This is a genomic window from Methylobacterium oryzae (assembly GCF_021398735.1).
GTDB lineage: Bacteria > Pseudomonadota > Alphaproteobacteria > Rhizobiales > Beijerinckiaceae > Methylobacterium.
This window is the reverse complement of record NZ_CP090351.1, coordinates 66,381-88,207: the sequence shown is the minus strand read 5'-3', so window position 1 is coordinate 88,207 and position 21,827 is coordinate 66,381. Positions and strand designations below refer to the sequence as shown.

The following is a 21,827-nucleotide window of genomic DNA, read 5'->3' as shown; positions in this document are numbered from 1 at the left end:
TGACTTACTTCGGGACGCAAGCGATCATTCGGCCAGGAGCGCGATCTCCTGAGTAGCCGTCAGTGCGAGCGTCTGCCCGGGCAGGACCCGCAGCTCGGAGTCGAAGCCGTGGATGATGAGCAAGCCGCCGTCGCTACTCCGGGCGTAGTTGCGGAACACGAGCCAGGCCGGCCACGCCAACGAGGGCTGCCCCGTGTAGCGGAAGCTGTCGATGATCCGGCGCATCAGACGATCTTCGCCGCGTCGTCGAACAGGACCTGGAGCTGGGTGGCGTCCATCCCGAGCTCGAGGCCGATCGCCTGCACGTAGGGGTTGGCGATCTCCCAGTCGTTGGCTCGCTGGAAGAAGATCTTCACTGGCGGGTAGGGGTGGTTGAGCGCGATGCTCTCGACCAGGGGCAGCAGCCCGCGGTTGAACAGCGCCGTCACCGCCTGGGCGGCCGAGACCTTCGTGACGGGCGGCTTGGGCGGATCGACGAACTCGCCGGTCGCCAGGTTGCAGACCTTGTTGGCGAACAGGCTGTCCACGTCGACGATGTCGAGGTCGACGCCGCTGATCTCGACCACGCGCCCGTTGCCCGGGAACATCGCGTGCTCGTCGCGCACCGCGGACAGCACCATGTCGCCGGCCGGCGTCGACACCAGGATCGCCCGGACCGTGCCCTCGGTCCAGTTCTCGGCCTTCCGCGAGAAGCTATACCAGTCCAGGCCGTCGCTGATGCGGCGGCTGAACAGGGTGCCGGGCGGCACGAACATGCCATCCGGCGGCTCGGTCGGCTGGTAGATCTCGAACGCGCCGTGGTCGATGACTGAGTAGGACATGGCTTCTTCTCGGGATCAGTTGATGTAGGCGACCGTGACCCAGTTCTGGTCCGGGTCCGTGACCTGGACGTAGCGCCAGCGGGCGTTGCTCAGCAGCTTCCAGGAGTTGTCGGCGGCCAGGCCGGTGACGACGGCGCCGGCGAAGGGCTCGTAGATCGTGCCGTTGGCGTTGCCGGTGGCGTTCAGCAGGTCCACGGCGGTCTTGTCGCCGGCCTTCACGAGGCGGACGTTCTTGATCGAGTTGTAGTAGCGGGCCCAGGCAGTCGCCCGGTCCTCGATGCGCTGGTTCAGGGAGCCGTTCGCGGGGCCGGTGCCGAACTGCTTCGAGCCGAAGTCACCGCCCGGCCCGATCCAGAAGATGATCGAGTCGTCGGCCGCATTCCGCCAGTAGACGTAGCCGTCTGCCTCGAGGCGCCAGTAAGCCTGGAAGCCACCCGTGTAGGCGAAGGTGATCCGCGGGTTCGCCTTCGCAAGCGTGATGTCGCCCGTGAGCTGGCCGCCGACCTTGTCGAACTTGCCCGAGATGTCCGGGCCGGCGTTGCGCAGCGCGCTGGCGAAGTCGCCGATCGCCGACGACCAGACCGAGCCGTCCTTGCCCACGCGGAACACGTCGGCGCCCATGAAGAGGCCGAACACGTTGGCGTTCTGGTAGAGCGTCGCGGCCGTGCCGCCGGCCCGGTCGTCGAGCTGAAGCGCGGCGCCGCCGCCCGTGGCGCGCAGGAGCGAGCCCGCGATCTGGCCCGGGGACGTGAACGAGCCGTCGGCGCCGATCACCGTGTAGCGGTAGGCGTCCGCCGCGCCGGTGCGAACCACGAAGTCGTCCGTGTTGCCGTCGGCGTAGATGTAGGTCTGCCGGCCCGAGAGGCTGATGCCGGCGAAGTTCGCGCCTGCGCCCAGCGTCGCCTTGCTGTTCGGGTCGAAGTTCCCGTTGTCCCAGGGCGTCAGGTTCGCCCAGGTCGGGCGCGCGGAGACAGCCAGCGAGGCGAAGCTCGCCGCGCCGCCCAGGGTCGCCTTGGTGGCCGGGTCGAAGTTCCCAGCGTGCCACACGGCCTTGCCGCCCACGGCCAGCGACGCGAAGCCGGCATCGCCGCCGAGCGTCGCCTTGGTCGAGGGGTCGAAGTTGCCGCTGTCCCACGGGGTCAGGCCGCCCCAGCTCGGGCGGTTCTGGACCGAGAGCGAGCCGAACGAGCCGGCGCCGGCCACCGTGACCTTGGGCGCCGTGACCTCGCCGGTGAAGGCCGGGCTGGCGAGGTTGGCCTTGGTCGAGGGGTCAAAGTTCCCCGCGTGCCAGACCGCGCTGGTGCCGACCTTCAGGGCCGCGAACGTGCCGGTGCCGCTGGCCGAGAGGTCGGCGACCGAGGTCGCACCCGAGACCGTGAGCGCCGAGAAGCTGACGCTGGAGTTCAGGCTGGCCTTGGTGCTGGGGTCGAAGTTGCCCGCGTGCCAGACCGCCTTGTTGCCGACCGTGAGCGCGTCGAAGGCGCCGGACGCCGAGGAGACCGACGGCGCGCTGATCGCGCCCGTGAAGGCGGCGCCGCCCAGCCCAGCCTTGGAGCTCGGGTCGAAGTTGCCGGCGTCCCAGACGGCCTTGCCCTTCACCGTGGGGCGCGTGCCGAAATCGGTGTCACCCGCGATCGTGCCGCCGGCCTTGTCGAACTTGGCGTCGAGCGCCGTCGCCATGTCCGAGCGGATCGCGGTGTCGGCCGAGGCGAAGTCCGAGCGCACGCTGGCGAGCGCGCTCTGGAGGCCGGACACGTCGGCGACCGCAATGGCCAGTGCCGTCTTCAGGGCCGCGGCCGTGATCGCGCCCTTGAGCCCGGCCACCGAGAGCACGGCGTCGGTCGGCGTCAGCAGCTCCTTCCAGTTGGCGAGCGTCGTCGCCGGCTCGACCTTCAGGACGAAGCACTTGTTGAGGTCGGACCGGATCGCGATGTCGCCGCGCTCGGCCGTGAGCGCGAGCATCTCGGCCTCGGACGCCACCGGGAAGGTGTCGGTGATCGCCACCGCCGGGATGATCGAGGCGTCGAGCTTCGAGTTGGCGTCCAGCACGGGCACCTGGCCGGCGCCCGTGCCCGCTGCGAGCTTGGCGGCCGTGCCGAGCTCGGCCTCGATGGCGGCCTTGGCCGCGGCCGTGTCGCCGGCAGCCGTGTCGGCGATCGCCTGGAGCTTGCCGGCCAGGTCGGTGACGTCGGCCGCGACCAGGACGGTGCGCAGGTAGGCCAGGATGTCGGCCACGCTGATCTGCACGTCCCGGCCACTCTGGACCGCGGCCCAGAAGTCCGCCGAGCCCAGGGCTGTTGCCTGCGGCTCCTCACTCGCCTTGCGGTTTGCCACCGTTCGATCCTCTGCCTGGAGCCTAGTTGCCGTCGTCGTTCTCGACCTGCTGAAGGTCGCCGGCCTCGGTCAGGCGCAGCACGCCGTCCTCGGTGAGCCGGTAGGTTGCCAGGGCGCCGAGCTGGCCGGTGACGGTCGCCATGCCGTCCGCCCTGCCCTTCAGCGCCTTCGCGATGATCTCGTGGCCCGTCAGGCTGCCCGCGCCCGCGGGGCGGCCGCCCAGAACCTTCGCCACCCGCAAGCCGCCTGCGGGGCTCGTAGAGCCGTGCGTCGCCCCCGCGAGGGGCTTGGCCACTGCCAGGGCGCCGGCGGCCGTGCTGGAGCCGCGCAGCGTGCCCTCGAGCGCGCTGTCGGTCCGGATCTCGCCCGCGGCCGATCCGGTGCCGACGATCGTGCCGGCGAGCAGCTTCTCGACCAGGAGCCGGCCCGTCGCGGAACCGGCGCCCTGGGCGGTCTCGCCCGCGAGCTGTCGCCCGATGCTCGGGACGCCCGAGACCCCGCTCTTGCCGGCGGCCGCTGCGCGGAGCGGCTTGCCGATCTGGAGCGTCCCCTCCCCGCTCGCCCGGGCCGAGACCCAGCCGACCAGGCGCTTGCCGACGACGAGCTGCCCGGTGACGCTCGCGCGGCCCGCGACCTGGCCGTGCATGTCGTCGCTGAGCGAGGACCGGAGGCGGCCGGTGATCGTGCTGCGGCCCGAGGCGGTCCCGTGCAGCGGCGCGATGGTCGAGAGGTTCGCCCGGATGCTGGTGCGGCCGGCGGCGACGCCCGCGAGGTTGTCGGCCCGGCTCGTGATCGAGAGGCGGCCTGTGAGGCTCGCCCGGCCCAGCGCGGACCCGGACAGCGCAAAGCGGTCGCCACCGTAGTAGCGACGGCTTGCGGCAGCCGTGTAGGCGCTGGGAAGCACGGGCCGGAGACCTTAGTCTTCGGTGATGGCGAGGGCGCCGACCGGGAAGCTCACCGGGTTGCCGGCGTTGATCGTCTGCTTGCCGCCGGTCAGCGGGGCCGACTCCAGCATGGTGCCGCCGGCCGCGGCCGAGAACACGGCGAAGTGGGTCACGTCGGTGCCGCCCGCGGCGTTGCCGAAGTCCACGATGGCCGAGTTGGAGATGGTCTTGTTGGCCGGCTCGCCGAACGGCGCAGCGACGCGCCCGTCGGGACGGACCGCGGTCGTGACCTCCTGGCCGCCGGTGCCGGCGTCGGTCGGGTCGCCGTTGAACAGGGCGATGAACAGGCCAGCGGGCGGGGCCGGGAAGGCGGTGCCGCGCAGCCAGTTGAGGAGGGCGTTCTCGAGGTAGGTGCTCTTGCCGGCCATTCGGGGCTCCTGTGGCCGGGCAGAGCCGGCATCGGTAAGTCAGTGGTGACTTATCATAACCCGAGAGGAGCCGGCGATCCAGAGGCCCGAGAGCGCTTGTTCGTCCCGGATGCCCAACGCCATCGCCCTGTATGTAGATAATCAGTAGTAGTCTAATACTAACATCTAAATACAGGCCGATGGCACCGGGAAGTCTTGGCTACCGGGCATAATCCCGGCGCACGGCGTTGATCCAGTCCACGGCGCGCTGACCGCAGGCGGTCTTGGCCCGGTCGAGGACCTTTGCCTCCCCGATGATCCGCACCACGTCGGCCTTGGAGAGGGCCCGGTCCGGGATGTCGGGGAAGGCCCGCGCGAGGCAGCCCTGGACGCCATCGGGCGCCGCCGGCAGCGTCACGCGGATGCTGGTCCCGGTGAGCGGGGCCGGCGCGTTAGAGGTTACGCAGGCGCCGAGCGACGTCGCCATCAACGCACTCGCGATCACGGTCCTTGTCCTTGGCCAGAACATCGTTCAGCTCCTTCAGCTTGGCGTTGTCCGCCTTCTCGGCGGCGAGGTCCTTCGCGGCCTGCGCCGCCTCCTGCTTGTTCTGGGCCTCCGCGAGGTCGGCCCGCTTGGTCTCGGCGTCGAGCGCGCGGCTGGCCTCCTGCTCGAAGGCGAGGTGCGCGCCCTTCGCCTGCCCGGCCTGGTAGAGGGCGCCGCCCACGATCAGGCAGATGCCGGCGATGATGAGCGGCTGCTTGATGAAGCTCGGCAGGAAGGTCGTGCCGAATACCGCGAGCGCGATGAGCGCGATCCCCGCGATGCCCGAGAGCGTCGCGAGGATCGAGAAGGCGGTCCAGCCGTTGGCGAGGGTGAGGAGCAGGCTGCTCATTTCACCCCCTCGAGGCAGAGGTTCTTCTCGCGCGTGCGCCGCCCGATCAGTTCCTTCTGCTTCGTCCACGCCATCATGGCGTTGCAGGCTTCGACCTTGCGGCCCTGGTTGTAGAGCCGGACGGTGGTCGACTTGCAGAAGCCGGCCTGCCCGATGTTGTAGGCGAACGAGACGAAGGCGATCTCCGTCTTGTCCGTCATCGGCTGCTTGACGCAGCTCTCGACCTTGTTGGCGAACTCGTCGATCCGCTTGAGCAGCAGCGCGTCGCACTGCGCCTTGGTGTAGGTCGCGCCCCACACGGCGCCCTTGGTCTCACCGTAGCAGTAGGTGTTGACCCCGACCGTGTCCTTGTAGGTCCGCAGCCGCAGACCCTCCTCGGTGCCCACCTGGCTGATCGCCGCGACCCCGAGGGCCGTGGCGACCAGACCACCGAGCACGGTGCGCTTCGTCAGGCGGCTCACTGCTCGCCGCCCGAGACCGAGGACGGGGTGATCCCGTCCTGCGTCACGAGGCGCGAGTAGCCGGCGGCCGCGCTGACCAGGATGTAGAGGGCGACGAAGACCTTGTTGTCGATCGGCGGGTTCTCCAGCAGCGCCTGCATGCCGAGCTGGATGGCGGCGAGCAGCGACGCGAGCAGCGAGAACCGGACGCTCCAGGTCTTCTTGATGAGGTTCACCCAGTCGTCGCGGAGCTGAACGGCGAGCGGGACCTTCGCGAACTGAGCCTTGAGCCAGGACCAGACGGCGGACGGGGACAGGGACATAGCTTCCTCTCTCTTGTGTTAAGTCAGTGCTGACTGACTTTCCGGGTCAATGGACCCAGGCCTTCACCGCGCCCGTGACGCCCGTGACGGTGGCGAGGAGCCAGCCGATGAGCCCACCCAGGCCCAGGATTGCGGCGGCGCCGGCGCGGTAGTTCGAGATCATCTTCTTGAGGGCCTCGATTTCGACCTTCGCCGTGGTCAGCTCGGTCTTGGTCGAGGCCAGCTCGTTCTTGGTCTGCTGGAGCTCGAAGGAGGTCGCCTGGAGCTGCTCCTTGACCTTGGTCAGCTCCCTGCTGGTCTCCTTCAGCTCGTCTCGGGCCTCCGTCACCTTCTCGGTGAGGACTTCCATCTTGGCGATTAGAACCGCCAGCCCGCTATCGGGGATGTCAGGCATTGCGAGATCTCCCGAAGGGGTGAGTAAGCGCTGACTTATTATGCCCCAAGAGCTCCGTTCTGAACACCCCTCCCCCGGTTATGAGGCGAAGGCCATTCCGTGACTGGCGAGCAGCCGAACGATGGCAGCGTGGCTTTCGCACGCCTCGATCTCGACGTTGAGGGCGATCCGCTGGAGCTCCATGGCGTCGCCGGCGCCGTTCGCGCGGTCGAGGATGGACCGCGCGAACGGCGCCGAGTCGATGCGCCGCAGCCGGGCCTCCTGCTCGATCAGCGGCGAGGATCCGCCCTCGACGACCACGCGCGCCTGCTCGGCCTTGCGGACGTAGATGGCGCGCCGACCGGCCGGCACGTCCTGATGCGCGAGCCCCTCGTAGTGGGCGGCGACGATGGCCTTGGCGCGCTCGCGCGCGTCGGTGAGGCTGGGTCCGTGGATCATGGCTCAGTCCGTGACGGTGAGGGTGAGGGCGGCCGGCAGCACCGGGAACGCCTCGAACAGGATCGCGTAGGTGCCGGGCACGGTGAACCCGATCTTCAGGTCGCCGCCCTCGTGCTCGTGCGTGCCCGAGACCGGACCGGCGAACGTGATCGTGCAGGCCGGCACGCCCGGGAGCGTCGCCTCCTCGCCGGCCGGCAGGATCGGGCGATCGAAGCGGCCCTCGAACTCCGGGCGGTCCTGGATCACCGGCTCGGCGCCTGAGAGATCCACGTAGCGCCGGGAGGTGAACGTCTGCATGCACCAGCCGCCGTCCCCGAACAGGATGCGGATGCCCCGCTCCTGCTCGTCCTCGGTGAAGCCGACGCCCTGGAAGCGGTAGCCGACGATGCGGCCGGTCTCGTCGTAGGGCACGGCCTCGGCCGGCGTGATGTAGTCGCGCTTCTCGGTCATCGTGTAAGCTCCGTGACTGAAAGGTAGACGTCACCAACATTCGGTTCGCCGTTGCTGTCGGTGACGCGCAGGATGAGGTTGCCGATCTGCTTTGGCTCCCAGGAGAAAACCAGCACAGTCGGCGTCATGAACTGGAAGCTGCCGCCCGCTGAGACGGAATAGAGGTAGGAGAAGCTGTTCACGACGCCTCGAAGGACAGTCCAGGTCTGGCCGCCGTCGGCCGAGTAATCGACCGTCAGCGCTCCGGTCGACGCGTTCTGCGGGTGCGGGGTGCCACCATCGCCCTTCCGGTAGGCGAGGATCTGGAAAATGCTGGTCAGCTCACGGGCGGCGATGGGAACCGTAGTGACCTTGCCCGGGTCGGCGTTCGCGACGGTCTGTGAGACCGCCTTGCCGGCGATCTTGACCGTGTTGACCTGAAGGTCGCCGATCTTGGCGTTGGTGATCGCCGCATCGCCGATCTGAGCCGCCTGGATCGAGGCGTCCTTGATCGAGGCGCCGTCGATGGTCGCCTTGCGGATGTAGCTGCCGTCCAGCGAGGTCTCGTCGTCGGTGATCTTCAGGACGGCCTGGCCGTTCTTGTCCCGGACCTCCATGCCGTAGATCTCGGTCTTGCCGTCGCCCTCGAAGACGCCGACGTTGCCGATGGAGACCTGCTCGACGCCGTTGTTGGCTACGATCCGCATCAGGCGGTTGCGGGCGTCGAGCTGGAAGTTGGCCGAGCCGAGGAAGATCAGGTCCGCGGTGATGGTGCCGGCGCCGAGCTTGTCGGCCGTCACCTCGCCCGCGGCGATCTTCTCAGCCGTGATGGCCCCGGCCGCGATGTTGGCCGCCTGGATGGCACCCGCCTTGATCTGGTCGGCCGTGATCGAGCCCGTGTTGATGCGCGAGCCGTCGATGATCGTGCCGCCGTAGACCGGGTTGAGCCCGGCGAACCCGTCGTAGGAGCACAGCAGCACGGCGTCCGGGTCGGCGAGGATGGCCGAGGCGCTGTCGAGGGCGACCTGGACCACGTTCTGCTTGGCCCGGCTCCACCACGCGAAGGCGTGCTTGCCGCCCGTCTGGACGCTGCCAGCAGCCACCGCGGCGGCCACGGCGACGCCGTCATCGCCCGTGAACAGGATCGTGCCGGCGCTCCACGAGAGCGTGGCCTCCTCCTTGTCCGCCGAGAAGTCGAGCCCGACCGTCTGAAGCCCGCGCGCGCCGATCTTGAGGGTGTTGGCCGCGATGGAGTTCGCCGCGATGTGGCCGCCGTCGATCTGGGTCGCGTCGGGGCCGCCCAGCCACGAGGAGAGCGTCACCTCGCCGCCGATGCGGATCCGGTCGGCCTGGATCGAGCCGGCCTTGATGTTGTCGCCCGTGATGGTGCCGGCGGCGATCTTGTCGCCAGTGATCGTGCCGGCCTTCACCTGGTCCGCGGTGATGGAGCCGGCGACGATGCGGTTGGCCGAGAGCGAGTTGGTGGCGATCGAGCCGCCGTCGATCACGGTCGAGGAGTTGGCGACCCACGGGGCGAACGCGGTCTGGTTCGCCAGCGCCTTCGCCAGGTAGAGACCCGTCCAGGCGACCTGCGGGGCCGCCTGCCCCGTCCAGATCGCACGCTGCACCGGCACCACGAAGGCGGCGCCGGCCGGCGCGGTCCCGAACACGCCCAGGCGCGCCATCGTCTCCAGCGGCCCGACACCCGGGGCGGCCGCATGCACGTCGCCCGACGCGGCGGCGAGCGGCTGGCGCGAGGCGTCGAGGAACAGGAGGATGACCTGCGCCTGCGCGCGGGTGATCGAGGCGTAGGCCGACAGCTCGTAGCGCTGACCCGGGGCGACTGGGTAGGCTTCGTCCCAGCCGGCCGGGAGCCGGCGCTCCAGCACCAGGTCCGCGTAGGCGCCGGCAGCCGGCGTGTCGGCGCGCGCGACCAGCGCGGCACCCATCCCGGGCGGGGCGAAGGTGGTCGAGGCGGTGATCGCCGGGGCCACGCCGTCGGAGGCGCCGTGCAGCGCGAAGCCCGAGACGCCGCCCAGGAAGTCGGCGTTGAACAGCAGGTTGCCCGAGGACAGCCCGACGGCGATCTTGTCGGCCGTGATCGCGCCCGCTGCCAGGGCCTCGGCCTTGATGGCGCCGGCGGCGATCAGCCCGGCCGTGATCGAGTTCGCGACCAGGCGGTCGGCGTCGATCGAGTTGGCGGCCATCTTCTCGGTCGAGATGGCGCCGTCCTCGATCTGCGTGCCCTTGATCTGCCCGACGATGCCGCCTGCCGTGGTGTTGCCCACGACCGGCTCCCATTTACCGTCCTCGATCTGGTAGAGCTTGCCGTCGGTCTTGAGCAGCAGCACGAGCGGGCCGTCGTAGTCGGCGAGCGCCGGCAGCGTGTCGACCACGCCGATCGCCGTCAGCCCGTCGGCGAACGAGGTCTGGTCCAGGATCTGGCCGGCGATCTGCTCCTTGGTGATGACCGGCGAGACCGCCTGCACCGGGCCAGCGAACACCTCGCTCTGGGTGCCGGACGTGTTGACCGTGCGCGCCCAGTAGAAGCGCGTCTGGCCGACCGGCAGCGTCTTGTCGATGAACGTCTGCGCGCCCGCGACGGCGCGCCCCAGCGACGCGCGCTGCGCATTCTGGGCAGCAGCCGCGAACAGCTCGACATACGCGAGATCGGCCTGGGCCGGGTCGACCCAGCTCAGCACGGCCGTCTCGAAGGCGGCGGCGACGGCGAGGCCCGTGACCGGGTCCGGGGCAATGTCGTTCACCGCGGCGACGATCGCGACCGGGTCCGACCAGGTGCCGACCGTGTCCGAGCCGTTATAGGCCCGCACCCGCACCGCGTAGGTCTGCCCGGGCGCCAGGCCGTGCTTCTCCCAGGCCGGGTCGGTGACGCGCTCGCGCACCCAGGTGCCGCCCTCGACCGAGACCTCGACCTCGTAGCCCGCAAGGTTCTCGGACCCGCTCTTGTCCCAGCTCGCGCGCACCACGGCCGTCAGGGTGCCGTCGATCGCGGTCTCGGCTGCGGTCTCGAGCTTCAGGCCGGTCGGCGCGCCGGGCACGTCGGTGTCGATGATCCGGTTCGACACCCACACCTTCTGCTCGGGGCCGACGTTGAGCCCCTGCTTGCCGAACTGGTCGTAGGCGGCGACCCGGACGAAGTAGAAGGTCTCGGGCGTCACCTTGAACGAGACGAGGGTGGAGTTGCCGTCGTAGGCCGGCTTGGTCGCCGCGGGGTCGAAGCCCGAGGCCTGCTCGAGCCACACGAGCACGCCCGCGAAGTCCGGGTCGGCCGGCCGGTCGAAGGACACGAACAGGCTCTCGGTCGTCGTGGTGATCGAGGGCGAGATCACGTCGGGCGCCGCGTTCTCGCACACCAGGGTGGCCGGCGCGCTCTCGCGGCCGAGCACGTCCCGGGCCCGGACCTGGACCCAGAACTTGCGGCGCGGGCCGCCGTCGGCCGCGTTGGCGTCGAGGCCGTAGGTGAAGGTGCCGCCGGGCGCGACCCAGTCGGACACGAGCTCCTGCGTGTCGACGTCGAGGATGCGCACCACGAAGTCGATCGCGTAGGGGATCACCGCGTCCGGCCAGGTGACGTCCCAGTCGAGCACCAGGTCCTTGCCGGCGAAGGCGCCGTCGCCGGCGTCCTGCCCGCGCACGCGCAGGTTCGCGACGGCCGGCCCGGGCTGGCCTTCCCAGCCCGCGACCGTGAAGGCGAGCGAGGCCGGCGCCGACCGCTTCCCCTGGCCCTGGCCGGTCACGTAGGCCGTCCAGTCGCCGGCCTTGAGGTCGGGCAGCGTGATCGACGGGTTCGAGGTGACGCCCATGTCGACGTCGCCGTCCGGGCCGGACAGGAGCACGCTGTAGGCGTTGCTCATCCAGTCGGAGGCCGGCGTCCAGGACAGGAGCACCTCGATGTGCGGCAGGCCATCCCGGAACGTCTGGGTCTCGGTCGCCTTCAGGTTCACCGGCGGCAGGAGCTTGGTCGACGGCCGCACGTAGCTCGGCGGCGCGAGGAAGACGTTCTGCTCGATGCGGGCATACTTCGTCGGGTCGTGGAACAGGGCCGCGACCTTGAAGGTGTTCTTCTTCGGCTCCGTGACCGAGAGCACGCGATACTGGCGCGGTGCCACGTCGGTGCCCGAGATCGCCCACATGGCGCCGGGCGCGATCTCGCCCTCGAGCTCGGCGTCGAGGACGGCCGTGACGTTGCCCTGCTCCCAGCCGATCACGCCCCGGGTCTCGATGACGCCGGCCTTGTTCACCACCGAGATCTTGTAGGTGGCCGTGGCCGTCGGCTCGAAGGCCTTGTCGAGGTTCAGCCGCGAGGGCGAGTGCGAGATCACCCGGCCGCCGATGCGGGTCTGCGCCTTGCGCGGGTCGGCGATGGCCACGATGTGCCCGGGCCGCAGCGGGTCGGCCGCGAGGGCGTCGAGGCCCATCTCGAACTCGACGCTCTCGGTGGCCGTGTAGTCGGTGTCGAGCGTCCAGGCGCCGATCCGGTGCGCGAGCCCGCGCGAGGTGCAGCCGACCGCCTGGATGTCGGTCTGGCGCCAGCCGAACTTGTCCAGGCCCTCGTCGTGCTGCACGACCTCGATGGCGTTCCGGTAGAAGTCCTCCGGGTCGTTCCACGAGACCATCGCGACCGTGTTGCGGGTCTTCTTGGCCGTGCGGGAATACTTGAACTGGCCGCCGATCACGTTGGCCGGCGCGAGCAGCTTCACCGGGTCGGCCGGCTTGTCGGCGACTGCGAACACCTGGCCGACAGACCAGAAGGCCATGCCGCGGAAGGCCGCGGTGATCTGCTGGAGGACCTTGTAGGCCTCGTCGCGCGAGTTGATGACGCCGTTGAAGGTGTAGCGCGGCTCCTGCCCGCCCTTGCCGTCGGCGACCAGCTCGTCGCAGTAGCCGCCGATCTCGTAGAGGCCGAACTTGTCGATCTTGGTCTCGTCGATGAACTCGCCGAGGCCGTAGCGATCGTTGGTCAGCAGGTCGTAGAAGATCCACGCCGGGTTGTTGGTCCAGGCGCGCTTGAAGGTGCCGTCCCAGAAGCCGGTGTAGGTCCGGGCCTCGGGGTCGTAGTTCGAGGGCACCTGGATGATGAGGCCCTTCACGTCGTAGTAGCGCGAGGGGATCGAGCCGCCGAACTGCTGGGCGTCGAGCTCGAGGGCCACGAGCGCCGTGTGGGGATAGGTGAACTGCCCCTCGACGATCGTCGTGTAGCTCTCCCAGATCAGGCCGGCCTGCATGTAGTCGACGGTCGGGTCCGGGCTCTCCCGGCGCACGCGCAGACTGTAGGGGTGGCCGCCCGGCGGCAGGCTGACGACGCTCGCGCGCTCGTAGGGCGAGGTGGTCTTCTGCTGGAGCAGCAGCTCGCGGTGGACCTCGGTCCACTGGCCGCCGTTCGGGCGGATCTCGATCATGTAGTCGAGGTCGTTCGGCAGCAGGGAGCCGTTCTTCGGGTTCTGCACCACGAGGGTCGGGATCTGGCAGACGACGCGCACCGAGGTCGCGTTCTCGTCGGCGATCGTCCGGACCGGCGGCTCCTGGGACTTCTTGATCTCGACGCCGACCGAGTAGGTGGTCTCGGACGAGGCCATGCCGATCAGCGGCGGCTGCTCGGGCTCGCCGTGCCGCTCCTGCCAAGTCACGCCCACGAAGTTGAAGGTGCCGTCGGCGTTCTGGAGCGAGGTCTGGTCGAAGAAGATCGACTGCGCGCCGTTGACCAGGCCGACGATCTCGCCCTCGCCCAGGACCTCGACGAGGCGCGCCTTGGCGTCCGAGCGCAGCGTGTTGCTGGCGTCCGACTTGCCCGCGCTCGAGCCGCCGAGCTTGGCCGAAGTGCCGCCGCCCGAGCCGCTCACGTCAGCGCTGACTGACTCCAGCGCGCGCAGGTCCTCGATCATCGCGTCCATTTAGAAGCCGCCCTTCGTGTCGCCCGTCGTCTGCCCGGTCTTGATCGAGGTCGTGACCGAGCCGTCCTCGTTGATCTTGGTCACGGTGCCGTCCGGGCTCGCGCCCATCGCGATGTCCTCGACGTCCAGCCCGGTCGAGGCCGCGATCGAGCCGCACATCACGCGGCCGTAGATGAGGGGCACGGCCGTGCCCTGCTCGGTGCCGTTCGTCGGCCCGGAGAAGGCGAAGCTGTCCTCCTTCTTGCCGGTGTCGCTCGACTCCTTCTTCGTCATCATCTGGGCCGCGCCCGAGACCGCGAGGCCGAGGCCCAGCACCGCGACCGAGCCCCACATGCCGCCCGAGGTCAGACCCGCGAGCGGGGCGGCCAGCGTGCCGCCCGAGGCGAAGATCGCGACGCCAACCAGCGCGACGCCCAGGATGGCCTTGAGCGCGCCGCCCTTGGCGCGGCCGGCGGCGACCGGCACCAGGTGCAGGTCCGCCTGGCCGAGCCGCAGCGTGTTGATGTCCTCCTCGCCGAGCCGTAGCCCGGTCCGGCGCTCGCCGCGGATCACCTCGTAGGAGCCCTGCTTGAGCGCCTCGAGGAAGCCCTTCACCTGGACGCCGATCCCGCGGATGCACTCGCCCACGGTCGCGGCGTCGAGCCGGAACTCCGGGCCGAACTCGCGCTTCAGGCGGCCGTGCAGGATGACCCTACGCATGGGCGTTCTCCTTCAGGAGCGCGTCGAGGCGCTCGTGGCGCAGCCACTTCTCGACGGCGCGCAGCCAGATCCCGATGGGCTCGCGACGCGACACCCGGGTCGGCAGGTGGTGGAGGATGAGGTTCGAGCCGAGGTAGACCCCGCCGTGGTTGAGCTGGGTCACGCCGGGCCCGAGCTTCACCAGGAAGCAGTCGCCCGGCATCACCTCGGAGACCGGGATCTCCCGGAAGCCGACGTCCGCGAACGCCGCGTAGAGGTCGCGGTGGTCCGCCTCGTAGGCCGGATCCCACCAGCCGTCGGCGCGCGCCTGGGCGCGGAGCTGCACGGGCGGCAGCGGCCACTCCTTGGTGACGTCCTGGGCGGCCAGCCCCTCGCGGCCGAGCGCGTAGGCGTGGCGCACGAGCTCGTAGCAGTCGGTGACGCCGTGCCGGAACGGCCGGCCGATCAGCGGGCCCTGGTCGACGCCCTCGCCCCAGATGATCGGGTCGGCGCAGTCCTTCCCGTCGGTGGCGAGGATCACCCAGGGCAGGTCCGTGTCGATCTGGCCCTGCATGTCGGCCTCGGACGGGAACAGCGGCCCGTTCGGGTGGCTATGGATGACGGCCTGGACCTCCTTGCCCTGCTCGCGCAGCCGCGCGAACACCTCGCCCGGGATAACGAAGTCGCGCTCCGGGTCGGCGGCGTAGTTCGGCACCGGCTTGTAGCGGCCGTTGACCAGGAGCCCGCAGGCCTCCTTGGGGAAGTCGCGCAGCGCGTGGGCGCGCGCGGCCTTCAGCGCGGCGTTGGGCAGCTTGAACATCACTGGGTCCGCACGCGGGCCATGCCGGGGAACGACCAGGTCGGCAGCGCCGCGTTGGTGCCGAACCGGGCCTGGCAGTCGACCAGGCGGCGCCCGCACACGTCCTGGGCCGGGTCCGAGACCGGGTTGGCGTTGCGGTCGAAGCACGCGGAGCCCGTGTAAGGGCAGCTCGCCTTCTCGTAGGAGAAGGCCCCGTTCTTGAAGCGCCGGTAGCGGGCGGTGCAGGTGTCGCGCAGCATCTGCCGGCCGGGCAGTTTGCGGCCCTGCTGGTCGAACGAGGCCGACAGCTCGAACTCGATGTAGACGGGGTTCTCGTCGGTGAGCTGCTCGACCTCGAAGGTGTCCGGGCCGTAGAAGGCCGTCGGATCCGCCTGGGCGCCGCCGTCGAGGAACTGGGCGAAGGTGCGCACCCGCTGCACCGTGCAGCCGATCAGCTCGTCGCCCCAGGTGTTCACGAGGTGCTGGATCACCTCGTTGGAGTTGGCGAAGCGGATCTTGGGCTGGGGCAGCGAGCCCTGGCCGTTGGTCTCGTAGTCCGAGAAGTCGATGTCCACGGCCGTGTAGACGACGCCGCCGAACGAGACCTGCCCGTCCGGGTGCGCCGACTGCGTGAAGTAGTAGACCGGGCCGCCGATCGACGTCGTGTCCAGGCGGAACAGGTAGACCTGCTCGCCGGGCGACATGCTCTGGACGGTGGCGTGGATCGACGACATGGCTGCCCTTGGGTGAGCGGCCATTATAAGTCAGCGCTGACTTATCGTCCAGAGGGTCACACGAGGGTGAAGCACTGCCGGAGCGTGGCTTCCATCGTGTTGGGCGTGCCGCGCTTGCGGCTCCACTCCTCGCAGGTCCACAGGATCGGCGTGTCGTCGTCCGAGAGCGTGTAGTAGAACGGCTCGAACCCGCCCCGGGCGACGAAGAACGCCTCGATCTCCTTCGCCTGGGCCGGGGTGAGGACCTCCCAGGAGAGGTCCACCACCTTGCGGATGTGGTTCATGCCGTCGCCGGCCGTCTGGGTGTAGCCGTCACCGAACTCGGCCTTCAGGAGCTTCACCTCCGGCTTGTCGGTGCTGTCGGTCGGCGCATAGGGCGGGGTGAAGGTCGGAACGGCCATCTCGCGGTCCTCAGTTGTTGAGCATGTTGCCCGGGCGCTGCTGCGTGGCGAGCTCCTTCTGGATCATCGCGCGCATCATCGTCTGGACCTGCGTTGCGGTCTGCTGGGCGAGGTCGGCGTTCTGCTCCTTGGTGCCGCCGGCCGCGTTCACCTGGACCGTCGGGGCGAGCGTGATGACGTTGCCGGCGCTCGCGCCGCCCATCGCCTTCATCTGCTCCTTGGTGAACACGCCCTCGCCCCGCTGGGCGATGATCGGCACCTCGTCGGCGCCGATGATGCCGCCCGTGTGGAAGCGCGGGGCCTGGCCGAAGATCGACGGGTTGACCGATCGCGTCATCGAGAAGCCCGCACCGACGATGCCGCCGGTGTGCATCGCCCCGAACAGCTTGGCGCCGCCGCCGGCCGAGCCCGCGGCCTTGGCGCTGCCGCCGCCGAGCAGCGACTTCAGGCCACCACCGACCCCGGAGCCGCCGAGCGCCGAGGACAGGAGATACCGGATCCCCATCTTGGTGATGTCCTTGGCGATCGACTGGAACAGGTCCGCGAAGTTCGCCTTGCCGGTGGTCACGAAGGTGGCGAGCTGATCGGTGGCGCTGTCGAGCCAGCCGGTCGCGGCCTTCTGCATGTTGTTGCCGAGGTCGGCCCACTCCTTCTGCTGCTTGCCGAGCGGCGAGGAGGCCTCGATCCGCTTGCGCTCCGCGATGATCCGGTCGGCGAGCACCTTCTCGACGGCCGCGCGCTGGTCGGCGTTCCCCGAGACCTGGTTGAGCAGGTCCTGGAGCCGCTTCACCTCCTCCTGGTAGCTCGCCTCGCGCGCCTCGTCGGCTGTCATCAGCCCGCGGTTGATCTCGCGGGTCTTCTTCTGCTCGGCCTGGATCGTCGAGGAGACCTCGTAATCCTTCATGCGCTGGAACAGGGCGTCGTTGGCCGCGGCGAGCGCGTCGTAGCCCTCCTGCGTGAAGGACGGGTCGACCTTCATCAGCTCCTGGTAGCGCTGCTGATCGCGGAGCTGCTCGGCCCGGGCGCGCTGGACGCTGGCCGGCAGCTTGTAGGTGCCCTCCTCGTCCAGCCGCGCCTTGAGCTCGGCCTCCTTCACGTCCAGCTCGTCGCTCTGCTTGGCGCGCCGGTCCTCGGCCTGCTTCAGCCGGTTGCGCTCCTGCTGGGCGCGCGCGGCCGCGGCCTCGACCTCGTCGAGCTTCTGCGCCGAGGCGATCAGCTCCTTGTAGCGCTCGTTGTCCGGGTCCTTCTGGCCGTCGGCCGAGCCGAACTTGCCGTCGCGGATCAGGCGCCGGGTCTCGGACACGCGCTTGCCGTAGCCCTCCTCCTTCTCCGAGGCCTTCTCGGTAAGGTTGATGATGTTCTTGAGCGCGTCCTGCACCTCGTTGTCGTTCTGCTCGATGGTCGCGAGCTGCTCGGCGGCCCGGGCCATCGACAGCTTCTCGGCGTCGGCCTGCGGGATCGTGGTCGGGATCTTGGCGCGGCTGTCCGTCGGGTTCACCGGGTAGTAGCCGGAGTCCTGCTCGACCGTGTTCCCGCCCTGCCGACGCAGCGTGTCGCCATACCAGTCGCGCGCCTTGCCGGCGCCCGCGCCGGACTGGAGCCCCTCCCAGGTGCTCTTGAGAGCGGCGACCACCTTGTCGGTGAAGCCGTTGTCCTGGAGCTCCTTCAGCAGGTCGCCGCCGCCGGTGTTGCGGGCATAGTCCTGCTGGGCGAGCTTCCAGGCGGCCGCGTCCTGGTTCTCGGGCGTGAACGGCTGCCCGTCCATGCCGAGGGACTTCCAGGTGTCGTAGACGATCTGGTAGCGGCCCGCGGCCGACGACTGCCGGCCGTCCCGGGTCGGCTCGTAGATGCGCGGGTGCTGGTCGTAGCTGTCGAACGTGGCGCCGCCCGACGGCGTGTAGCGCACGTTGTAGCGGCCGGCGCTCTCCGGGCCCGAGATCGCGTTCAGGAAGGCGATGGCCGCGGCCGGCAGGTTCGTCGAGACCGGGTCGGTCGACGCGCCGCCCGTGACCGAGCCGTTGCGCGAGACCGGCGAGTTCGGCACGCGGATGTTGGCGCCGATGTTGAGCTCGGTGATCGCCGAGGCGTCGCCCCGGACCACGCCCATCCAGCGGGCGAGCTCCTTCATCTTCTCCAGCGCCTGGTCGGATCCGCCGACGCCCTGGCCGCCGAGCAGCTTGCCCCACACGGTGCTCGCGGCGTCGGCCGCCTCCTTCTGAGCGGCCTGGAGCTGGGTGCGGGCGGCCGCGATGGCGCGTTCCATCGGGGTCTGGTTCGAGCCCATCCCCTTGTAGAGGTCGTTGTTCAGGCCGACGACGATCTTGTCGACCGCAGAGATGTTGCGGTTACGCGCCTCGAACAGGTCCTGCTCGGCCTTCTGCTGGGCGTTGGTGGCGTCGCGGTCGAACTTGTTGCGGCCTTCCATCAGCTCGTCGAGCTTGGACTTCTCGGCCTGGGCCTGGAGGAGCTGGCCGATCAGCTCCTGCACGCGGCCGGAGTCGATCGGGCCATACTTGCCGGCCGCGAGCTTCGCCTGGAGCTCGGCCACCTCACCGGAGGCGCCCACGAGGTTCGCGCGCACGCCCTGGATCGCCGCCGACAGGTTGTCGAGCGCCGTCTTGCCCTTGGCGTAGAGCTTGTCCTCGTCGATCGGCTTGGCGAGGAGCGTGACACCCATCGGGGCCTTGGCCAGCGTGTCGCGCGCCTTCTGGGCGGCCTGCTGGCGCTGAATGAGACCCTGCAGGACCTGATCGGTCTCCTCCTGGTTCAGCTTGGCGTAGTCGCCGGCGTGCGCCTTGGCGTCCTCGTAGGCCGCCTGGGCGTTGGCGATCTGGAGATCGTAGGTCGCGAGCTCGCGGTCGCGCTCGGCCTTGGCGTATTCCGCCTTCAGCGCGTCGGTGGACTTGCCGGCCTTGGCCGCGGCGGCGAGCGCCGCCTCCTGCTTGTCGGCGAGCTCCTTGCCGTAGAGGTCGAACAGCCGGAGCTGGTCGCGGCCGTTCTGGTCGAAGACGTGTAGCTTCGCGTTGGCCGTGCGCTGCGCCTGGTTGATCTGATAGTCGGCCGAGACCTGCGACGCGCGCTGCTCATCCTGCGCGATCTTCTCGCGCTGGTCGGAGATCTGCTTGGTCAGCTCGGCCAGCCGGTCGTTGCGGGTGCCGGCGCCGACGTAGATGCCGACGTTCTGGACGCGCTTCTTCTCGGCCTCGAGCGCCTGAAGCTGGGTCTTCTCGTCCTGGATCTGCTTGACGAAGCTCTTGAGGCTCTCCTTGGACGCGGCAGCGCCGAACTTCTCCACCTCCTCGCGCGCGGCCTTGGCCTTCGAGCCGAACAGGTCGAAGTAGGAGACCGCGAACGAGATCCCCATGCCGACGGCGATCAGGACAGGGGCGAGCTCGACGAGCGCCACCGCGGTCGCGGCGATGGCTGTGCGCACCGTGGCGAGCGTCGCCCGGAAGGTGACGAAGCTGGCGCCTGCGCCCGACAGCGCCCGCTCCACCGAGGCGAAGCTCTCCGGCAGGTTGCGCATCGAGGCGTAGAAGGTCGAGACCTGGGCGCCGGCCGCCGAGATCGCCGCGGAGATCGCGGTCAGCCCCTGCACGGCCCGGGACGCGACGAAGCCCACGGCCAGCGCTTCGCCGACCGCGAGGATCTCGCTCTTGAAGTAGACCAGCCGGCCGACGACCGTCTCGATGATGCCGATCACTCGGGTCAGCCCGGAGCCGAGCTGGGTCGCCAGGTTGCCGGCGGTGGCGCTCGACAGCACCGAGTTCAGCTCGGTCGCCTTGGCGCGCACCGTGTCGAAGAACTGCCCGCCCTCGCCGACCTTGACCGCGAGGTCCTGGAAGGTCGAGCGCAGCCGGGTGACGACGCCGTTGAAGGTGTCCATCTGGGCGGCCGAGGCGCCCCCGAAGGTGCGCTCGAACTCGCCCGACATCGCCTGGATAGCGCTCCGGGCCTCGACGGTGCCGGTGGCCAGCAGCTTGGTCAGCTCGGAGTAGGTGACGCCCATCGACCGGGCCATCAGCTCGGCCGCGCGCGGGACCGCCTCACCGAGCTGCTGGCGCAGCTCCTCCATCTGCACGACGCCCTTGCCGGCCATCTGCTGGATCGCGAGCGCGGCGCGCTTCAGCGCGTCCTCGGAGCCGCCGAACGACGCCACGGCGTCGACGAGGCCCTGCATCGAGCCCTTGGTCGGATCGATGCCGGCGCTCTTGAGCTTCACGAAGACGTCGGTGAGGCCCTGGAACGTGTAGGGCGTGTTCTGCACCTGGCTGCGCAGGTAGGCGAAGCTGTCGCCGACCTCCCGGACCTTGTCGGCCGAGGTGGCGAGGCCCTCGAGGGTCTTGCGGGTGGTCTCGAAGCCGGCGTTGACCTTGACGATCTCGGAGACCCAGCCGGTAGTGGCCGACTGGAGGAGTGAGAAGGCGGCCCGGGTCTGGCCGAGGATGACGGTGATGTCGCGCAGCGAGGAGACTAGGTCGCTCGAGGCGGCCTGCATGCCGTTGAGCGACCGGATGCCCTGGCCGACCTGCTGGCGGAAGTCCTGGATCGACTGGCCCGCACGGACCATCCGGGTCGTGAAGGAGCCGTCGTCCAGCTCAAGCTCTACCCGGATCGCAGTCATCGTCTAAAAACCTCGCGCCATCGCCTTCAGGTCAGCGAGCCCCGCGCGGTCGAGCTGGTCCTCCTGTGTGGCCTTGCCCTCGTCCTTGACCTTGACGACCAGGCCCATCTGCTTGCGCAGGCGATCCTGCATCGAGCCGTAGGCCTCCGAGGAGGTCGCCGAGGCCACCAACTGCAACTGCCGGAGATCGACTTCCGAGAGGATGCGGTCGATATTCTTGGAGTAGAGCCAGAACGTCTTCAGCGGGAGCTGCATGACGTCCCGGAACTTCATCCCGTAGTGATACGAGACGCGGGTGACGAAGAAGCCGAAGTCGATCGCCTCTACGCCGCCGCCTGCGGGTTTCCCTCGGAGGCCTCGCTCTGGACCTTCTTGGTGCCGTCGTTGTCCTGGGCGACGCCCATGAGCTTGTTCAGGTTCACGAGCGGCAGCTTGCGCAGCATCTCCTCGGTCATCGACGGGAAGGCCCGCAGGATGATCTGGATCAGGCCGGAGACCTCGGCGTCGATGTCCCCGTCCTTGCCGAGCGTCTGGAGCAGCTTGGTGTTGGCGATGAAGTCCTCGACGGACACCGGCACCAGCTTGTGCTTCTTGCCGCCGAGCTTGGCCACGACGTCGGGGAACTGGTCGACCGCGTCGAGGTCGATGATGGTGGTGGAGGAGGCCATGCTGCCCTTCTGCTGCGCTCGCGAAAATGACTTGCCGAGCGGATGCACGGCAAGTCAGTGGTGACTTATCTTGTTTCGAAAGGCAAGGGCTTACGCGCCGGCGACGGCGTCGTCGCCCACGTAGAACAGCGTGCCGTCCTTCGGGTCCGGGTAGCCCTTGAACGTGCAGTTGTAGATCCGCTCGTTCTCCAGCTCGTAGGCGAACTGGAGGCCACCGGCGGTCGCCGCCAGCGGGATCACGAAGTCGTCCGAGGTGTCGGTGGCCGCGTTGGACTTCGGGTGGAACCGCAGCTCCTTGGCGATCTTCAGCAGCGAGGTGCCGACGCCGTTGGGGATCACGACCTTCTTCTTGGTCGGGTCGTCCTTGTCGGTCACGATGACCGCGCCGGGCATGATCTTGACCATGTTCTCGATGGTCGTCTCGGCCAGCGGGACCTTCGCGGTCACGGTCCGGCCCATGATGACCTCGTCGATCGGCGACTTGCCGAACTGGTCGATCTCGACCTCGTGGGTGTCGGTCGTCACCTCGACGGACACGCCGCCCTTGGTGTAGCCGAGGTCCTCGTCTCCGAAGAAGACGGCGCACACGCCCATCTTCACGTTCTTGGTATCGGACGCCATCTCAATTCTCCTTCGCCGAGCCGTCGT

General features: G+C 69.3%; 21 protein-coding genes. All 21 read right to left on the bottom strand.

All coding sequences use genetic code 11. The features are described from left to right. Positions 1-24 precede the first annotated feature (24 nt). A complete protein-coding gene (locus tag LXM90_RS31205) occupies positions 25-225 on the bottom strand; it encodes a hypothetical protein (protein ID WP_234083362.1) in 201 nt (66 codons plus the stop codon). Continuing rightward, complete coding sequence (locus LXM90_RS31200) at positions 225-821, bottom strand: hypothetical protein (RefSeq protein WP_234083361.1); 597 nt, start codon at positions 819-821, stop codon at positions 225-227. Before LXM90_RS31200 ends, LXM90_RS31205 begins: the two co-directional genes overlap by 1 nt. Positions 822-836: 15 nt before the next feature. After that, the gene (locus LXM90_RS31195; protein WP_234083359.1) at positions 837-3,155 is read right to left on the bottom strand and encodes a hypothetical protein; all 2,319 of its coding nucleotides are present in this window, start codon (positions 3,153-3,155) and stop codon (positions 837-839) included. A 22-nt stretch (positions 3,156-3,177) separates the two neighbouring features. Continuing rightward, the gene (locus LXM90_RS31190) at positions 3,178-4,059 is read right to left on the bottom strand and encodes a hypothetical protein (RefSeq protein WP_234083358.1); all 882 of its coding nucleotides are present in this window, start codon (positions 4,057-4,059) and stop codon (positions 3,178-3,180) included. A gap of 12 nt (positions 4,060-4,071) precedes the next feature. Then, the gene (locus LXM90_RS31185; protein ID WP_234083357.1) at positions 4,072-4,467 is read right to left on the bottom strand and encodes a phage tail fiber protein; all 396 of its coding nucleotides are present in this window, start codon (positions 4,465-4,467) and stop codon (positions 4,072-4,074) included. 199 nt (positions 4,468-4,666) lie between these two features. Beyond that, entirely contained in the window at positions 4,667-4,933 is a 267-nt protein-coding gene (locus LXM90_RS31180) for a hypothetical protein (protein WP_234083355.1), read from the bottom strand. Further along, entirely contained in the window at positions 4,899-5,339 is a 441-nt protein-coding gene (locus LXM90_RS31175) for a hypothetical protein (protein WP_234083354.1), read from the bottom strand. The genes LXM90_RS31180 and LXM90_RS31175 overlap by 35 nt, the downstream gene beginning before the upstream one ends. Further along, entirely contained in the window at positions 5,336-5,800 is a 465-nt protein-coding gene (locus LXM90_RS31170; RefSeq protein ID WP_209651201.1) for a lysozyme, read from the bottom strand. The genes LXM90_RS31175 and LXM90_RS31170 overlap by 4 nt, the downstream gene beginning before the upstream one ends. Further along, positions 5,797-6,102, bottom strand: a complete 306-nt coding sequence (locus LXM90_RS31165) for a hypothetical protein (RefSeq protein WP_234083352.1) — start codon at positions 6,100-6,102, stop codon at positions 5,797-5,799. The genes LXM90_RS31170 and LXM90_RS31165 overlap by 4 nt, the downstream gene beginning before the upstream one ends. A 46-nt stretch (positions 6,103-6,148) precedes the next feature. Next, the gene (locus tag LXM90_RS31160; RefSeq protein ID WP_234083351.1) at positions 6,149-6,496 is read right to left on the bottom strand and encodes a hypothetical protein; all 348 of its coding nucleotides are present in this window, start codon (positions 6,494-6,496) and stop codon (positions 6,149-6,151) included. Between the two features lie 78 nt (positions 6,497-6,574). Beyond that, positions 6,575-6,934 carry a hypothetical protein gene (locus tag LXM90_RS31155; protein WP_234083349.1) on the bottom strand — a complete coding sequence of 120 codons (360 nt, stop codon included), beginning with the start codon at positions 6,932-6,934 and terminating at the stop codon, positions 6,575-6,577. Between the two features lie 3 nt (positions 6,935-6,937). Further along, a complete protein-coding gene (locus LXM90_RS31150; protein WP_234083348.1) occupies positions 6,938-7,384 on the bottom strand; it encodes a hypothetical protein in 447 nt (148 codons plus the stop codon). Continuing rightward, the gene (gpJ, locus tag LXM90_RS31145; protein ID WP_234083346.1) at positions 7,381-13,275 is read right to left on the bottom strand and encodes a TipJ family phage tail tip protein; all 5,895 of its coding nucleotides are present in this window, start codon (positions 13,273-13,275) and stop codon (positions 7,381-7,383) included. Before gpJ ends, LXM90_RS31150 begins: the two co-directional genes overlap by 4 nt. Beyond that, entirely contained in the window at positions 13,276-13,974 is a 699-nt protein-coding gene (locus LXM90_RS31140; protein WP_209735477.1) for a tail assembly protein, read from the bottom strand. Beyond that, positions 13,967-14,773, bottom strand: a complete 807-nt coding sequence (locus LXM90_RS31135) for a C40 family peptidase (protein ID WP_234083345.1) — start codon at positions 14,771-14,773, stop codon at positions 13,967-13,969. The genes LXM90_RS31140 and LXM90_RS31135 overlap by 8 nt, the downstream gene beginning before the upstream one ends. Next, positions 14,773-15,486: a phage minor tail protein L gene (locus LXM90_RS31130; protein ID WP_234083344.1), complete on the bottom strand. Its 714-nt coding sequence runs from the start codon at positions 15,484-15,486 to the stop codon at positions 14,773-14,775. The genes LXM90_RS31135 and LXM90_RS31130 overlap by 1 nt, the downstream gene beginning before the upstream one ends. 56 nt (positions 15,487-15,542) lie before the next feature. Beyond that, complete coding sequence (locus LXM90_RS31125; RefSeq protein ID WP_234083342.1) at positions 15,543-15,887, bottom strand: phage tail protein; 345 nt, start codon at positions 15,885-15,887, stop codon at positions 15,543-15,545. 10 nt (positions 15,888-15,897) lie between these two features. Further along, a complete protein-coding gene (locus tag LXM90_RS31120) occupies positions 15,898-20,511 on the bottom strand; it encodes a tape measure protein (protein WP_234083340.1) in 4,614 nt (1,537 codons plus the stop codon). A gap of 3 nt (positions 20,512-20,514) precedes the next feature. Further along, positions 20,515-20,784 (bottom strand): hypothetical protein, encoded by a 270-nt coding sequence (locus tag LXM90_RS31115; RefSeq protein ID WP_234083339.1) that lies wholly within the window; start codon positions 20,782-20,784, stop codon positions 20,515-20,517. Positions 20,785-20,834: 50 nt separating this feature from the next. Then, a complete protein-coding gene (locus LXM90_RS31110) occupies positions 20,835-21,179 on the bottom strand; it encodes a hypothetical protein (RefSeq protein ID WP_234083338.1) in 345 nt (114 codons plus the stop codon). Between the two features lie 90 nt (positions 21,180-21,269). Next, positions 21,270-21,800, bottom strand: coding sequence for a hypothetical protein (locus tag LXM90_RS31105; protein WP_042670045.1), 531 nt, complete (start codon positions 21,798-21,800; stop codon positions 21,270-21,272). Positions 21,801-21,827: the final 27 nt, after the last annotated feature.

Excerpts from the sequence above, each read along its gene's own strand:
- LXM90_RS31185 (WP_234083357.1), bottom strand. The coding sequence starts at position 4,467 with ATGGCCGGCAAGAGCACCTACCTCGAGAACGCCCTCCTCAACTGGCTG.
- LXM90_RS31205 (WP_234083362.1), bottom strand. The coding sequence starts at position 225 with ATGCGCCGGATCATCGACAGCTTCCGCTACACGGGGCAGCCCTCGTTG.
- LXM90_RS31180 (WP_234083355.1), bottom strand. The coding sequence starts at position 4,933 with ATGGCGACGTCGCTCGGCGCCTGCGTAACCTCTAACGCGCCGGCCCCG.
- gpJ (WP_234083346.1), bottom strand. The coding sequence starts at position 13,275 with ATGGACGCGATGATCGAGGACCTGCGCGCGCTGGAGTCAGTCAGCGCT.
- LXM90_RS31115 (WP_234083339.1), bottom strand. The coding sequence starts at position 20,784 with ATGAAGTTCCGGGACGTCATGCAGCTCCCGCTGAAGACGTTCTGGCTC.
- LXM90_RS31150 (WP_234083348.1), bottom strand. The coding sequence starts at position 7,384 with ATGACCGAGAAGCGCGACTACATCACGCCGGCCGAGGCCGTGCCCTAC.
- LXM90_RS31140 (WP_209735477.1), bottom strand. The coding sequence starts at position 13,974 with ATGCGTAGGGTCATCCTGCACGGCCGCCTGAAGCGCGAGTTCGGCCCG.
- LXM90_RS31165 (WP_234083352.1), bottom strand. The coding sequence starts at position 6,102 with ATGTCCCTGTCCCCGTCCGCCGTCTGGTCCTGGCTCAAGGCTCAGTTC.
- LXM90_RS31160 (WP_234083351.1), bottom strand. The coding sequence starts at position 6,496 with ATGCCTGACATCCCCGATAGCGGGCTGGCGGTTCTAATCGCCAAGATG.
- LXM90_RS31200 (WP_234083361.1), bottom strand. The coding sequence starts at position 821 with ATGTCCTACTCAGTCATCGACCACGGCGCGTTCGAGATCTACCAGCCG.
- LXM90_RS31120 (WP_234083340.1), bottom strand. The coding sequence starts at position 20,511 with ATGACTGCGATCCGGGTAGAGCTTGAGCTGGACGACGGCTCCTTCACG.
- LXM90_RS31125 (WP_234083342.1), bottom strand. The coding sequence starts at position 15,887 with ATGGCCGTTCCGACCTTCACCCCGCCCTATGCGCCGACCGACAGCACC.
- LXM90_RS31155 (WP_234083349.1), bottom strand. The coding sequence starts at position 6,934 with ATGATCCACGGACCCAGCCTCACCGACGCGCGCGAGCGCGCCAAGGCC.
- LXM90_RS31135 (WP_234083345.1), bottom strand. The coding sequence starts at position 14,773 with ATGTTCAAGCTGCCCAACGCCGCGCTGAAGGCCGCGCGCGCCCACGCG.
- LXM90_RS31110 (WP_234083338.1), bottom strand. The coding sequence starts at position 21,179 with ATGGCCTCCTCCACCACCATCATCGACCTCGACGCGGTCGACCAGTTC.
- LXM90_RS31105 (WP_042670045.1), bottom strand. The coding sequence starts at position 21,800 with ATGGCGTCCGATACCAAGAACGTGAAGATGGGCGTGTGCGCCGTCTTC.
- LXM90_RS31130 (WP_234083344.1), bottom strand. The coding sequence starts at position 15,486 with ATGTCGTCGATCCACGCCACCGTCCAGAGCATGTCGCCCGGCGAGCAG.
- LXM90_RS31175 (WP_234083354.1), bottom strand. The coding sequence starts at position 5,339 with ATGAGCAGCCTGCTCCTCACCCTCGCCAACGGCTGGACCGCCTTCTCG.